The organism is Vibrio albus (assembly GCF_003144035.1).
Classification (GTDB): domain Bacteria; phylum Pseudomonadota; class Gammaproteobacteria; order Enterobacterales; family Vibrionaceae; genus Vibrio; species Vibrio albus.
In genome coordinates this window covers 138,375-152,881 of sequence record NZ_QFWT01000008.1, presented here as the reverse complement: position 1 = coordinate 152,881, position 14,507 = coordinate 138,375, and the positions used below count along the sequence as shown (strand labels likewise).

At 46.8% G+C, this 14,507-nt stretch carries 11 protein-coding genes and 1 pseudogene; 6 read left to right on the top strand and 6 right to left on the bottom strand.

Annotated features, from left to right (window positions below):
* Positions 1-5 precede the first annotated feature (5 nt).
* Genes phrB through DI392_RS14630 form a run of 3 tightly spaced genes read right to left on the bottom strand, consistent with a single transcriptional unit; the run spans position 6 to position 3,255 of the window.
* Positions 6-1,445, bottom strand: a complete 1,440-nt coding sequence (gene phrB, locus DI392_RS14640) for a deoxyribodipyrimidine photo-lyase (protein ID WP_109320494.1) — start codon at positions 1,443-1,445, stop codon at positions 6-8.
* A 38-nt stretch (positions 1,446-1,483) separates the two neighbouring features.
* Positions 1,484-2,275 carry a MerR family transcriptional regulator gene (locus DI392_RS19935; protein ID WP_109320435.1) on the bottom strand — a complete coding sequence of 264 codons (792 nt, stop codon included), beginning with the start codon at positions 2,273-2,275 and terminating at the stop codon, positions 1,484-1,486.
* A gap of 11 nt (positions 2,276-2,286) precedes the next feature.
* Positions 2,287-3,255 (bottom strand): YbgA family protein, encoded by a 969-nt coding sequence (locus tag DI392_RS14630; protein ID WP_109320434.1) that lies wholly within the window; start codon positions 3,253-3,255, stop codon positions 2,287-2,289.
* Between the two features lie 232 nt (positions 3,256-3,487).
* On the opposite strand from DI392_RS14630, the gene DI392_RS14625 reads away from it, so the two are divergent.
* From DI392_RS14625 to DI392_RS14615, 3 genes are all read left to right on the top strand, one after another.
* Positions 3,488-4,975, top strand: a complete 1,488-nt coding sequence (locus tag DI392_RS14625; protein ID WP_109320433.1) for a tetratricopeptide repeat protein — start codon at positions 3,488-3,490, stop codon at positions 4,973-4,975.
* A complete protein-coding gene (locus DI392_RS14620; protein WP_109320432.1) occupies positions 4,968-6,548 on the top strand; it encodes a GGDEF domain-containing protein in 1,581 nt (526 codons plus the stop codon). Before DI392_RS14625 ends, DI392_RS14620 begins: the two co-directional genes overlap by 8 nt.
* Positions 6,549-6,676: 128 nt before the next feature.
* Entirely contained in the window at positions 6,677-7,303 is a 627-nt protein-coding gene (locus DI392_RS14615) for a GGDEF domain-containing protein (protein ID WP_109320431.1), read from the top strand.
* Positions 7,304-7,363: 60 nt separating this feature from the next.
* Here the strand turns inward: DI392_RS14615 and DI392_RS14610 are convergent, their stop codons facing one another.
* A complete protein-coding gene (locus DI392_RS14610) occupies positions 7,364-8,125 on the bottom strand; it encodes a siderophore-interacting protein (RefSeq protein WP_109320430.1) in 762 nt (253 codons plus the stop codon).
* A gap of 258 nt (positions 8,126-8,383) precedes the next feature.
* On the opposite strand from DI392_RS14610, the gene DI392_RS14605 reads away from it, so the two are divergent.
* On the top strand, positions 8,384-9,409 hold the full coding sequence (locus tag DI392_RS14605; RefSeq protein ID WP_109320429.1) for a GGDEF domain-containing protein: 1,026 nt from the start codon (positions 8,384-8,386) through the stop codon (positions 9,407-9,409).
* A 13-nt stretch (positions 9,410-9,422) separates the two neighbouring features.
* Here the strand turns inward: DI392_RS14605 and DI392_RS14600 are convergent, their stop codons facing one another.
* Positions 9,423-10,775, bottom strand: coding sequence for a diguanylate cyclase (locus tag DI392_RS14600; RefSeq protein ID WP_245884078.1), 1,353 nt, complete (start codon positions 10,773-10,775; stop codon positions 9,423-9,425).
* 155 nt (positions 10,776-10,930) lie between these two features.
* On the opposite strand from DI392_RS14600, the pseudogene nhaD reads away from it, so the two are divergent.
* Positions 10,931-12,280, top strand: a pseudogene (gene nhaD / locus DI392_RS14595) (sodium:proton antiporter NhaD); the annotation flags it as partial.
* Between the two features lie 83 nt (positions 12,281-12,363).
* Here nhaD and DI392_RS14590 read toward each other — a convergent pair.
* Positions 12,364-12,615, bottom strand: a complete 252-nt coding sequence (locus DI392_RS14590) for a DUF3081 domain-containing protein (RefSeq protein WP_109320427.1) — start codon at positions 12,613-12,615, stop codon at positions 12,364-12,366.
* Between the two features lie 221 nt (positions 12,616-12,836).
* Here DI392_RS14590 and DI392_RS14585 point away from each other — a divergent pair, with 221 nt between their 5' ends.
* Positions 12,837-14,501, top strand: coding sequence for a methyl-accepting chemotaxis protein (locus DI392_RS14585; RefSeq protein WP_109320426.1), 1,665 nt, complete (start codon positions 12,837-12,839; stop codon positions 14,499-14,501).
* Positions 14,502-14,507: the final 6 nt, after the last annotated feature.

Sequence of the window (14,507 nt, the reverse complement as noted above, 5' to 3'; positions counted from 1 at the left end):
CTCACTTAATCTTGTTGTTCTCTTGCACTCTTGTACAGGGATAACGCTATCTCCCGCTGCTGCTTATGATCAACCATCGGGGGATAATAATCCAGTGTATCACAGTCACTCCATAACCAGGGCTTATGCAGGAACCGTCCGGGAACTCTCGACAGTTCCGGAAGCCAGTGGCGCACAAACGTACCGTCTGGATCAAACTTCTCCCCCTGGCTGACCGGATTAAAAATCCGGAAATAAGGCTGTCCGTCACATCCGGTTGATGCTGACCACTGCCACCCACCGTTGTTGGCGGCGAAATCTCCGTCCACCAGCCGCTGCATAAAATAGGCTTCTCCCCAGCGCCAGTCGATATGCAGATCCTTGGTCAAAAAGCTGGCCACCACCATTCTGAGCCGGTTATGCATCCAGCCAGTCCGGTTCAACTGTCTCATCGCAGCATCGACTATCGGGTAGCCGGTTTCGCCCCGTTTCCATTTTTCAAACCAATCAGGGTTATTACGCCAGACAAGCTGATCGCCCCATGCATGAAATGACGCTTCCCGGCTGATCCGTGGCTCCAGAGCACACAGGTGCTGATAAAATTCTCGCCAAATCAGTTCATTGAGCCAGGTTTCCGCTCCACTCTCAAACTCCCCTATCTGTACTTCCCGCATGGCCGCAACACACTGACGGGGAGATAATGCTCCGATAGCCAGGTAAGGAGATAGCTGGCTGGTACCGGAAAGGGCCGGAAAATCTCGCCTTGTGGCATACTCAGACAACGACACGCAGCAGTATTGCCGTAACCTTTGCAGAATATCCTCGGTAGCAGAGAAATAATCACTGCTGTTACAGCGTGGATAACTGAACGGAGACTGAGCAGTAAAGCGGGAAAAGCCAGCAGCGTATAGGACATCAGAGAACGACTCGATATCGAAAACGGACGCAATCGCAGGACAGCAAACTTCAGAAGACATACTGTAAAATTGCTTCAGCCACTGCTTTTTAAACGGCGTAAAGACCTTAAAATAGTGTTGTTGCTGGTTAAGCACACTACCCGGTGGCAACAGGCAGCGGTCATGAGAGAGGTGAACAGCAATGTGATGAGACTCCGCTAAACTGACCAGAACCTGATCACGAAGCTGCTCATTCAACTCATACTCCCGATTGGCAAACAGTCTACCCGCACCAAGCTGGGCGGCTAGCCTTAGCACCGCATGCACGCTTTTACGATAATCCGCCGTTTCGGTATACAGCAACGGAATATTCAGCTCTGCCAGTTCCTGCTGCAGGGCAAAAAGCCGGCGGACAATCAGATCGGCCTGTATCGGAGCCAAATTATGATGTTGCCACTGCTCAGGAGTGGCAACATACACAGCCACAACAGGCTGGCCATTCTCAGTCGCGGCTGACAGTGCCGGGTTATCCAGGGTACGTAAATCTCTTCTGAACCATACAAGCTGCATCATATCTGCACCAGACGATAAGTAAGTATTGACTGACATCACTCAAGCTGTGCGCCGGAGTGCTCAATCAGCCCTGAACAAATCACTGGGACAGACAATGCGGTCTCCAGCGCCTGAATATGCTCAGCTATCCGGGATGGAAGTGTCCGGTTCGCGAACAGCCGTATCTGTTGATAGTGCTCTTCTATCCCAGTCATGGTCGCCAGCCCGGAGACCTCTTCAACGCCATCAAGAAAAGTCACCCTCAAACCTTTCTCGGCCACTTCGGCGGCGGCAAACAACGCTCCAACGCTGCCCGGCCCGTCCAGGCTGACAAACAACACTGAACCTTTACCGGCGGCCCGGTTTTCGGCTTCAATCGCTGCGTGTAACAGGCGGTGAAGCAGTGCCTGAAACAGACCATTCTGCAGCGTTCGCCACGGGCTTTTCACACTGGCAAGAGCTCGCTGAACAGGCTCGACACACTGGCTCAGAACAATAGAGAAAGGGTACTCTTTAAGTACATTCGCCATAACCGACTCAGCTTTCCGTCCATTGAGTGCAGCAAGAGCCTCTAGCAGCACGGCCGTTTCTTCCAGCTCATCCGAGACGATGTTACTCTCCGCCTGCCGCTCATTCTCCAGCAGAGCTTTTACCTTGCCAATCGACACCCCTTTTGCCAGCCAGCCCTGTATATCACGTATCCGTTCCAGGTTTTCTTCCGAATACATTCTGTGTCCGGTCTCTGTTCTCTGAGGCTGGATTAAGCCATATCGTCTTTGCCACGCTCTGAGTGTCACGGGTTTAATGCCTGTCATTTCTGACACGTCCCGGATAGCGTATAACTTCATCTGCTGTCCTTTTATAAGTTGTACCGTAAACGTAATGCCTGTGGATAAGGCTCCAGATACCGCTGCTGCTGTAAGTAGTTATTCGGGTAGGCCTGCAGATAATGTTTGATCAGCGTTATAGGAGCAAGCACGGGCAGCTCTCCTATACGGTAATCCTGTATGACCCGCGCCAGCTCCTGCTTTTCCTGCCGCGACAGCATCCGCTTAAAATACCCCTGAATGTGCATCAGCACATTCGTCTGGTTATTTCGGCTGGCCCGGTAAGTTAACGCCTGCATCAATCCGAGACGGTAATCATAGAAAAACCGTTCGGGCTCGTAATCTCTGAACGTAGCCACCATCTGACCAAGCTGTTTGTACATTCGGGGGTTATGAGCCATCAGAGTCAGTTTATACCGGGAGTGGAAAGCCACCACATCCGCCGCATTTATCTTACTGGCTTCAGTTTCATACCCCACAGACTGATAGAAATCATGCAGGCAGTATATTCGGCTGACAAAGTTTTCCCTCAGGTAGGGGTCATTAAGCCTGCCGTCTTCTTCAACCGGCAGCCACGGCATTTGTGTCATCAGTTCGCGGGCAAATAAACCAACCCCTTCTTTATCCGCCCGGTTATGTTTGTACACCTTAACTCTTTCCATCCCACAAGTCGGTGATTTGGCACAGACAATATAGCCGCACAGAGCATGCTGACTCAGTTCTGCGACTTTCTGTCGGGCGTAATGCTGCATAGGAGCAGTAAAATCATTATCCGGATTTTTCGCCTCCACTAATGCAATACGCTGCTGATCAGAAATCAGGCGAATCGCAGGGCGAGGGACTGGCAGCCCGATACCGACTTCCGGACAAACAGGCAAAAACGAGAAATGACGCGTCAGCTCGTTGGCAACAAACCGGTTTAGTTTATGCCCGGAATCGAAACGAACTTTTTCACCGAGAACACAAGCACTGATACCGACATTGATCGTTGTACTTTTCATTGCAGTCACCCTATACAAAAAATAACCTTGTATAATTTTTAGCACAAGAGCTCACGTTGTACAAATAAAAATCTCGTATAACCACGATAGAACATCAATGTTCGTTCCAGCACAAAAATGCCAAAACAATGACGTCTTTATATTCCAATCATGGCATAAATTATGCTAAAAATAACGAATTAGGCTGGAGATAGCCAAAATCGGTATTCCACGAACATAACGGGTATAAACATTGGATAAAGCTCAGGTACAACTGGACAGTGAATTAGAGCGTCTGACTTCCCTTGTCGAAAAAGAGCCTGACACAACCTTATCTCAAGCTCAGCAGAGTCAAATCAGAGCCGATCAGACACTGTATCAGGAAGGAGGCATTCAGGCCGGTATTATCATTTCCCGTTGTTACTGGGAGCTGTCAGATTACCGCAGCGGGTTAAAAGCTATTAAAGATGTTCACACCCGCCTGAACCAACTGGATACCGACCAGTTTCTTCCTGAAATATTACATATCCATGCTCAGCATTACTGGGGACAAGAAAAATACATTTCCGCCCAACAGTATTGGATTAATGCTCTGGAACAAGCGGCTCTGGTTGGTGAAACTGACATTGAAATTGAAAGCCTGATCGGTCTGGGCAACGTCTGGCGCATCAGTCGCGAATACAAACTGGCCATGTCTACCCATACTCTTGCAGTAAATGTCGCCAACAATGCCCGTATCAACTGGCTGGAAGGTAAAGCTCGTATTGCCCTGGCGTGGGATCATTACCTGCTCAATGACTTCACTGAAATGTTATCGGTTCTGGACGGTGCAGAAGAGGTACTCAAACACTATCCAAACGATGCCTGGAAAGCTGAAATATGGGATTTCCGTGCCCTGGCACTGCTTGGCCTGGAGCGTCTGGAAGATGCTGAAAATGCCAGTGTCAGAGCCTATAAGCTGGCCGTCAAAGAAAACATCTCCTGGATGAAAACCCATTCTTTTATCAGCCGGGCCCGACTCGAGCTTATTCGGGGTAACCTGGACAGTGCTGAGCAAAGCCTGGCTCAGGCAGAGCGATCGGCTAAAAAGTTTGACAATGGTGAACTGCTTTCTCAGATTTGTTTCCAGCAATCTATTGTCGCAGAAAAGCAAAATGATTATGAAACCGCTCTGACCGCTTTCCGAAAATACCGCAAACACTCGGTAAAGCTTCTGAAAGATCAGACAAACCGGCTCAGTACCGATAAAGCACACAGCTCTAAACGTCAGCTTGATCAACGGGCAAGAAAGCTGATTAACCGGATACGTGGCCAGGTCGAGTTCCGCAATGATGGTAATGGTTACTCAAACCAGGTGTCAGAAACCTACTGGTGGGAGCAACTGGTTCTGTTCAAAAGTGAACTGAAGGCCACCACACATGTTGTAGTACTGATTTCTCATCAGGTTTCAGATTATCTGGACATCTGCATTGAGCTGGCACAATGCGTCTGTAACCGTAATGACCTGATAGCCAGACTGAGTGAAGACCGGGTCGGCATGCTGGTAGCAGAGAAAGGAGAAGCGGCTGATAAGCTTTTCCAGTTCTTAAAACAAATGATAAACAATTACCCATGGGACAGGCGCGGTCTGACAGGCCCTCAGCCAAAAGTCAGCCAGCATGACATTCTCACATTTCCGTTTACGCTCGAGCAACTGGAAGAAGACATGCATCAACCTGTAGAAGAAGAGAGTGATGGATAGATTACTAAAAAAAATTTCTGACGCCGGACTAGATCCGTCTTCGGTATCCGGAGAAGAAGCCATCACTTTCTGGGAACACATACGGCAGCATATTGCCGTATCACCGCAGGAAAAAGCCCGTTGTTACCTGATCAGTGCTGAGTACCGGAATAAATTCCGCCAGAACCAGTTAAGCATTGATGAGCTAAAAAACGCCCTCGCGCTGCTCAACCTTCCGGACGATGCTGAAGATATCATCACGATAAAAAATAACCTGTGTGACAGGCTGGTCGAACACGGCCACTACAGTGATGCTTTGCAGGAATACATTGAAATATCCACTCTCGCGGTAAAGTACAGCTCAATTGATGATTATGCATTGGCCGTGTTGGGGATGGGTAACCTCTGTGATGCTTACGGCGATCATGCCAGAGCACTTCGCTATTATCAAAAAATAGACAGTATCGATCATGCCCTCAGTAGCCGGACCTTAAGGCTGAGATATAAGCTATACATGGTGGCCTGCCTGACTTATCTAAACCGTATTTCAGCAGCAGAGAGTCTGCTTAAAGAGTGTGATGAGCTGAGTATTCTGGTCAGCGATAAGGTTCTGACAGGTCAGGTGATCCTGTACACCGTCCAGATCCTGAGACGTAAAAAGCAATATATGCAAGCTCTGCACACCCTGGCCAATGCCCATCTGTCCATAGGTGGTATCAGAGCTTCCTGGCTATCTAATATGTTGCGTCTGGAACAAGTTCTCTGCCTGAGTAAAATAGGCAAAATTGAGCTGGCGAGTATGCTGCTGGCCAGTACCACCAATCGTATACAGCAAAATGCATCTCCGGTCCTGTTGAAAAAACTTTATGATACGCTGAGTTATATTTTTACTCAGCAAAAAGCGTTTGCTCAGGCTTTAACCTATGAGAAAAAAAGCTACCGTATTGAAGCTGACCTTATCAAAAGCATCCCTATCAGTGATCTGGGTTCATTCCAGCTGCGACGTCTGGCACGTTTTGAGCTTCAACTGAAACTGATCATGTCAGAGCAGGAAAATCGCGAGCTAAAAGAAACCACTGAGAATCAAAAAAATGCCGTAGCCCAGTTACAACAGGATGTATTTACCGATCCTCTGACTCAACTGCATAACCGACGCTGGCTGGAGGTAAAACTAAAAGATTTACTGCTGCATGAAACGCCGTTTGCTTTTCTGGTTATCGATATTGATCATTTTAAATCCATCAACGACGAACTCAGCCACCTTGTCGGGGACAAAGTCATTGTTAATGTTGCTCAGGAGCTAAAAAACCAGTTTAAGTTTAAAGGGGCATCCTGCGTCCGGTTCGGGGGGGAAGAGTTTCTGATCATAGTAGAAGATTCCACACTTGAACGGGCTGAGATGCTGGCAGAACAACTGAGAGAAAGAATTTTCCAGTTCAGATGGTATGACATTCTCGGTGAACGCGGACTTACCATTAGTATCGGGGTAACCCTTCACAAATCAGGAGAAAATACCCAGAGAACCTTTTATCGTGCAGATAAAGCGTTGTACCGCGCCAAAGCGAATGGCCGGAATCAAGTATGCTGTGAATGAGACTAAAACCATACCAACAGATAAAACTCAGCCCTATCCGGTTGCAAAACTGCCGTTTTTAGATTTTTATTATAATAATAAATAACTAAGCCATTATCGCTAAACTCACAGCTACGGATATAGACCTGATGCCCCTGATAAATTCTGACTATAATGCATTTCTCATTCTTTCCGTTGTGTGCGGAGGGCTGATCATTGTGATCAGTCTGTGTTATATCCATATTCTCAGATCACAGATACAACAAAAAAGTCGGGCGCTCACAAAGCAGGCTCAAACCAACCCTCAAACCAGCCTTTATAATCGCACTAAGATAGAGTCAGTTATTGCTGACGAGCTCAGACGCTATCAACGATATCAGCGTGTGTTTTCCGTTATTTTACTGAATATTGATCCCCTGACGCCGCCAAATCACTCAGACAAGCAAGCCGGTGATGAAGTCTTACTTAGTCTGGCTTCACTGCTTACTGTCAATATCCGTGCGACCGATAACATTGGTCACCTGAATAGCGAAACATTTATCATTGTCTGTCCCGAGACCACCCAGCAACAAGCAATGAAACTGGCGGAGAACCTGCAAAAAGCCGTCGCATCCTGCCAGAATCCGCAAAACAAGCCATGCAGCTCCAATGTTGGCGTTACTCAGGTTATGTCAGACGATAACTGTCATACACTGCTTCTTCGGGCAGAAAATACACTGGCGCTATCGAAAGATAAGAAAAATAGCCGGGCGAAATCTGCCCCCACCATGTCCTGATAACACCGGACGTGGCGGAAGCGGCGCTCTGTAACAAACCATGACGACTAAAATGCTCTGCTACAACGGATTCGCTTTTTTCTCGATACTGAACTTATCGGCATTAAGCCCACACTTCCAGTAACCTACGGCATGTATACAGGTACGAGCAATACCGAACTCTTCCTGCAATACCGGACGCAGGCTACGAATGTTTTTGGCTTCCAACCCCATAAAGACTTCGGTATCTTCTGGCAGGTCCTTACCTATCTCTCTGACCATGTCGACGACAGAAATATCCATCTCATCTTCCACTAACCAGTGCACGCTGTGCATGTCTTCAATATCAAGCGCGATCGCATCGTCCCGTGTCGGTACAATAATGATCACCTGAACATTGGCGTCCTGATTAATTCGGGGAACATACCCGTTAATGGCATTCACAGAAGTGATATCGCCAATAAGAAGATAATTCTGAGCATCGAAATGGGTCAGTTTGACAGGGCCGGGACCGGCAATACCGACATAGTCGCCTTCTTTTGCGGTTTGAGCCCAGTTGGTCGCAGGACCGCTATGACGGTTGACCACAAAATCCATCACCAGCCTCTTATGCTCTGAATCAAATGAGCGAATGGTATAAGAGCGCATCACGGGTTTTTCCGGTCCCTCAAGATCCAGGCATGGCATCTCTTCCCCTTCTTTCGGCGGAATAACTTTGACGTAGGCCCCTTCCTGGCCCACAGGAAAACCAGCCAGGCTTTCTCCGGATACAGCGATTCTTCTCAAATGCGGTGAGAGTTCAATCACTTCGACTACCTGAGTCAGACGAGCCTTTCGTTTCATATACATTCCTTTTTTTATAAATATTATACTTTACTAATATCTGTATTATGACGTAAAAAATCCGGTTTGACGACAGCTAATGAGTTTTATTCTCAAATAGAAATAATACCAACATATACAAAAAGAATAGCAGCTCTCAGCCTGACTCAGAATTTGAATATAATTTGATTCTATACGGGAAAGAGACTTAGAATTTCGCTAGTATTGTTATTAATCGTATAGATAAGATAGATAGGCTCCTATTCCTTTGGCGTTGGTATGAATAAAGAAGAATTCCAAAAATCGACCGAGAACCTGCGTAAGGCTGTGCCTCTGATGATTAAAAATCAGGTACCGACAACTCCAACCAACTATGCCCTGTGGTATACCTATGTTGACGAAGCACAACCAGAATTAAATCTTGAGCTTGATAAAATTGTCACGGAATACGGCCTGTGTCCGCCCAGCAGCTGTGAGTATCTTTACAAACACTTTATCGCCGATAAAGCAGAAACCGACGTGCAGGAGCTTCGATCTAATCTGGAGATTCTGGTCAATGAGATATTCATGTCGATGAAAGATACACTGGCTAACACTCAGGATTTTCAGGACATGCTTGATAAGCATCTGGGTAGCCTGGAACAGGTTGATCGGGAAAGCGTGTCATTCGAAGAAGTGATCGGCCTGTTACAGAACTTCGTGTCCGAATCTCATGAAATAAAAAATTCCACGCATTTTTTCCATCAACAGCTAAACAACGCCAGTAAAGAAATCACCGAACTGAAACAACAGCTGGAAAAAGTACAGAAAGATGCGCTGTATGACAGCCTTTCCAGTTTACTCAACCGCGGGGCATTTGACCGGGATCTCGCTACGATGTGTCAGGCGGATAAACAGAAATTACCTCTCTGCCTTATCCTGCTTGATATTGATCGCTTTAAAGATCTCAATGATAAGTTCGGGCATGTCTTTGGGGATATGGTTATAAAAGCAATCGCCAAACGGTTACAGCTTGGTTGCCGGGAAGGCATTACGGCATACCGGTATGGCGGTGAGGAGTTCGCACTGCTGGTTCCTAATAAATCCCTGAGAAGCGCCATTCAGTTCGCGGACTCTATTCGCCGTTCGATAGAAAAAATATCGATAAAGGATAAGCGTACCGGTGAACAGGTTGAAAACATCTCCGCGTCATTCGGGGTCGCGGAACTGAATGAAGGAGAACAACCCATCAACTTAATAGACAATGCAGACCAACAGCTATACCAGGCAAAAAGTTTGGGAAGGAACCGGGTAATGCCGGTTTGATAATACGCCGGCCTTATGCCATTTTTTTACCTTTTGCCCGGTACATACTTCGGTCAGCCATACTCATTAACGCATCAATATCCATACCATACTGATTGTAAATGGCATAACCGACACTGACACGGACAGGAATACTGGTATCGCCGATATTAACCGGTGTCTCCATCAACACCTGTTTTAAGCTTATCAATATATGCCTGATATCTTCTTCTTCCTGTACTCTGGGCAAAATAGCCAAAAACTCATCCCCGCCTACTCTGGCAACAATATCTGACCCTCGCAATGCCTTTCGGATACGTCCGGATATTTCGATGAGTACTTTATCACCAGCTGCATGACCATAGGTATCATTAATGACTTTGAAATCATCCAGATCTAAATTGATCAGGGTAAATCCCTGTCCCTTTTTATAGACGTTATCGACCTGCTGTTCGAGGGTATACATAAGGTAGCGACGGTTTGGTAACCGGGTTAACTCATCTTCCAGTGAGTGCCTGTGAGCCTGATGATATAGCCGGTATATAGTGATAAAAGCAGCAAGCAGAACAAACAGAACCGGATAACCAATCAGGCGGGCAACATTTTTTTGTACCCAGGGTAAGCTGTCATACAATGTGCCTGGTGCTATCGCCATGAACCAGGATCCTGATGGAAATTTTACGTTTTCACTGGCAAAGATATCATCAAACACACGCTCATTACCGTAGAAAACTTTTCCTTTTGCACCCAGACCATCGACGCCACGTATCGCAAACGCATACTTTTCCGCTAACTGCTTTATTCCGACATCATCAAACAGCCGACTCACATCAATCACGGCACTGCAGCTTCCCCAGTACGCGCTATTGAGCGGTGGATCCGTAAATATTGGTGTGCGAACAATCAACCCTACACCGCCCTGAACCAGATGTACGGGGCCGGCCAGAAACGTAGACTGCATTTCCCTGGCTCTTTCTACCGTTCTCCACTGTTCTGGCACCTTACGAAAATCAGTACCTAATGCTTTTCGGTTCCCTTTCAAGGGGTAAACAAAGCGGATAACATCGTCAGGTGCTATCGCAACGTTTCTCAGGTAACTGGAATGACGAAACAATTCGGCAGCAACCTGCGACCAGAGATCTCGGGTTGAATCGGGACTAACCGTAATAAGAGTTATCAGGCTATTAGCGAAGAATATATCCGAATAAATGGCAGATTCGAGTTCTGAACGGAGAACGGCAAGCTCTTCTTTAGCAGCCAGTTGCAGGTGTTCAATTTGCAGTTGCTTTTGGCGCTGATGAGTCAGCTCAACAATAAATAAGGACAGTACTGCCACGAGCACTATTCCGACAAATACCGACAGCCGCATACCTAAAACAGATCTCATTTATTCATCCCGAAGCCGAAAAAAGCCATACACTTAGCGGAAAAATCTGAACATTCATACCATTATTAATGGTAACGGAGAGACTTCCATATACATATACAAAGATAACACAATGATAGACTACACTGTTGGAGACCGAAATAACAATGGCAGAAGGTTTAACTCATTCAATTGTTGGCTATAGTGCCCTGGCTATATTTATATTCGCCTACCTCCTTGTAATGGCTGAAGAGTACCTGAAGCTGCGTAAATCTAAACCTGTTTTACTTGCAGCAGGCCTTATCTGGATTATTATCGGTTACGCCTACCACCAGCAAGGGGAAATGGAAGTCGCCAGGCAAGCTATCGAGCATAACCTGCTGGAATACGCCGAGTTGCTGCTGTTTCTTCTGGTTGCCATGACCTATATCAGCGCGATGGAGGAAAGGCGGCTGTTCGATTACCTGAGAGCCTGGATGGTGGGTAAGGGCTTTACATTCCGATCGCTATTCTGGATGACGGGGTTTCTGTCCTTTTTTATTTCCCCTATCGCCGATAACCTGACGACTGCACTTTTGATGTGTGCCGTGGTGATGAAAGTGGGTGGCAACAATATAAAATTTATTAACCTGTCCTGCATTAATATCGTTATCGCCGCCAACGCCGGCGGTGCATTTAGTCCCTTTGGCGATATCACAACATTGATGGTCTGGCAGGCTGGTCTGCTTTCTTTCACCGAATTCGCCAACCTGTTTATTCCCGCGACAGTCAATTATCTCTTCCCGGCCGTCATCATGTCGATGTACGTACCCGACATTAAACCAGAATCACTCCAGGAATATATTGAACTGAAACGCGGGGCAAGACGGATCGTCGGACTGTTCATTCTCACCATTATGACCGCCGTCGCTTTCCATGGGGTATTCCATTTTCCACCAGTTATCGGAATGATGATGGGACTGGCTTATCTTCAGTTATTTGGGTACTTTCTGCGCAAAACCCTGCCTGCCTCGCTGGCCAAAAAACGGGCCAGAGCCATTGCTGCACACGACGAAGCCGCTCTCCGACGCCTCGGCTCCATCATTCCGTTTGATGTATTTAAGCGAGTATCGCATGCAGAATGGGACACCTTACTATTTTTCTATGGGGTGGTCATGTGCGTTGGTGGCTTAGGGTTGATTGGCTACCTGGATCTGGTCTCTCATATCCTCTACACCGAGTGGAATCCGGTATGGGCAAATGTCGCGGTGGGGGCACTGTCTGCCATCGTGGATAATATCCCGGTCATGTTCGCGGTGCTGTCTATGCAACCCGATATGTCGCACGGGAACTGGCTGTTAATCACCCTGACAGCCGGGGTAGGCGGTAGTCTTCTGTCTATCGGTTCTGCGGCTGGCGTGGCACTGATGGGGGCGGCACATGGTAAATATACCTTCATTAGCCACCTGAAATGGACCCCCGTCATTGTACTTGGCTATATCTTCAGTATCATCGTTCATCTGGTACTTAATGCTGGGATGTTCTGACGCTCACCAGGCCTGTATGTAAAACACGACAGTCTGCCCCCTTAGAATGCAAGGGCTATGCAGACTGTCTGTAAATGACTAGGCTACTTCGCTAACATAGCTACTTTTTTCAGAAAACTATCACGCAAATGTTCTTGATCATATTCAAGATGATAAGTGTTATGGAAGCCGACTTTCAGTTCCACACCATTACCACGCATATACACGTTGTAGCCATCATAATCAGAAAACGCTTCCACCCCCTCGTAAATTTTACCGTATTCGGTGGGTGTTCCTTTCTCCATTACCATTTCATAGGCTTTCAACAGTCTTTCGGGATCCAGTTCGTTTTTCATAACACGTACCCTGTCTTCGTGTCACACACCTTAAGTATGGGCAGAGTTTTCCATCTTCACCACTAAAAGTAATACCAATAATTTGAAGCAAGGAGCGATCGGTACCCGCGTTTTCTGATATATAAAGAAGAGGTATAAAGCTATTATGCTCATATACCGATAACAATAATAAATCTACATTGTTAGCTGTCGTATCAGCGAAAAATTATTAGGATATCACCATGAATTTTACCATTAAGACCAGACTGTATACTCTGGCGATAGTCCCCATTTTGATTATCGCTATCAGTATGATGTTTTTTACCTACTCTGAGCTGCAAGAGTTAAATGCAATCCATGTGACGTCATCTCAACAACGCTTAATGCAAACCAAGCAAGATGAACTGAAGTCATACCTACAGATAGCAGAGTCCGCTATCGCCGATCTGAAAAATAACCAAGCCTCTCGTGAAGTGGTCATTGAGCGGCTCAAACCGATCAAATTCGGGGAAAATGGTTACCTCTTCGGTTATGACTCCAAAGGTGTCAGACACTTACTTGGCAGCAGTGATAAAGGCATTGGTGAAAATTTCTGGAATCTGCAGGATACCACCCAGGCCTACATTATTCAGGATATCGTTAAACAAGCGAAGAGAGGGGATGGCTTTACCACTTATTACTTCCCCAAACCAGGAGAAACCGAATCATCGCCAAAACTGAGCTATTCTGTCTATCTGCCAGAGTGGGATTTAATTTTAGGCACCGGTTTTTATATAGATAGCGTTGATAAAATGATCGCCCAAATGGAAGCTACCGCCACACAGCAGGCTAAAGAAAGCGTAACCTCAATTGCTCTGATTTCCTTTGTCATTGTTATACTGGCTGGCATCTTAGCAATCATCATTAATCAGAGCATAATCCGCCCTCTCAAAACCTTTGACCGCTCTATCGCTTCTTTTGCCAGCGGAGACGCCGATCTGACTGCGCGTATGGAAAATTATAATATTCCTGAGTTCGCCATGCTGAGCCAGAATTTCAATACATTTGTTGCCTCGCTGCAATCCATTATAAAAAGTGTTTCGGATGTCAGCACCGAAGTCTCTGACGAAACGCATAATATGGCAGGACGCGCTTCTCAGGTAAGCCAGCTCATCGAAGCCGAAAAACAGGAAAGTGAACAGGTCGCAACCGCGATGACCGAGATGACTTCGACTGCAGGAGAAATTTCCAATAATGCCAATCAGGCTGCATCCGCCGCCAAAGAAGCCGAAGACACCACCGCAGAAGCGACTGAAATATTTATCTCCGCCAATGTTTCTGTTCAGGCTCTGGCTGCAGATGTCGCGAAAGCAAATGAGGTGATCTCTGAACTGGAAGGTAATGTACAGAACATCTCCTCTTCACTGCTTGTTATCCAGGATATTGCAGAACAGACAAACCTTCTGGCTCTTAATGCTGCTATTGAAGCGGCCCGGGCCGGGGAACAGGGACGCGGATTCGCGGTTGTTGCCGATGAAGTTAGAAAGCTTGCCAGCCGGACACAAGAGAGCACACAAGATATTCAGCAAGTAATAGAACAGCTGAAATCCGCGTCTGATGCGGCGGTTAAAACCATGGAGACAGGCCAGAACCGCAGTACGGAAACCGTGGATAAAACCGAGCTGGCCAGAGCCGCTTTAGACAAAATACAGAGTTCAATTAACGTCATTATGGATATGAATTCACTAATTGCCACAGCAACCGAGGAGCAAACTCAGGTAGGCAGTGATATATCCCAGCGTATTGAATTTATTTCAGAGCAGAGTCGCCAGACTTCCGATATTGCGGCTCAAAACCAGGCTGGCGGTGAAAACCTCAGCCGGAAAGCCAGAAGCCTGGCTGAGCTTGTAGACCGATTTACCGTTTAGACCTTG

Coding starts and splice junctions, on each gene's coding strand:
- phrB (WP_109320494.1), bottom strand. CDS start 1,445: ATGCAGCTTGTATGGTTCAGAAGAGATTTACGTACCCTGGATAACCCG.
- DI392_RS19935 (WP_109320435.1), bottom strand. CDS start 2,275: ATGAAGTTATACGCTATCCGGGACGTGTCAGAAATGACAGGCATTAAA.
- DI392_RS14630 (WP_109320434.1), bottom strand. CDS start 3,255: ATGAAAAGTACAACGATCAATGTCGGTATCAGTGCTTGTGTTCTCGGT.
- DI392_RS14620 (WP_109320432.1), top strand. CDS start 4,968: ATGGATAGATTACTAAAAAAAATTTCTGACGCCGGACTAGATCCGTCT.
- DI392_RS14615 (WP_109320431.1), top strand. CDS start 6,677: ATGCCCCTGATAAATTCTGACTATAATGCATTTCTCATTCTTTCCGTT.
- DI392_RS14610 (WP_109320430.1), bottom strand. CDS start 8,125: ATGAAACGAAAGGCTCGTCTGACTCAGGTAGTCGAAGTGATTGAACTC.
- DI392_RS14605 (WP_109320429.1), top strand. CDS start 8,384: ATGAATAAAGAAGAATTCCAAAAATCGACCGAGAACCTGCGTAAGGCT.
- DI392_RS14600 (WP_245884078.1), bottom strand. CDS start 10,775: ATGAGATCTGTTTTAGGTATGCGGCTGTCGGTATTTGTCGGAATAGTG.
- DI392_RS14590 (WP_109320427.1), bottom strand. CDS start 12,615: ATGAAAAACGAACTGGATCCCGAAAGACTGTTGAAAGCCTATGAAATG.
- DI392_RS14585 (WP_109320426.1), top strand. CDS start 12,837: ATGAATTTTACCATTAAGACCAGACTGTATACTCTGGCGATAGTCCCC.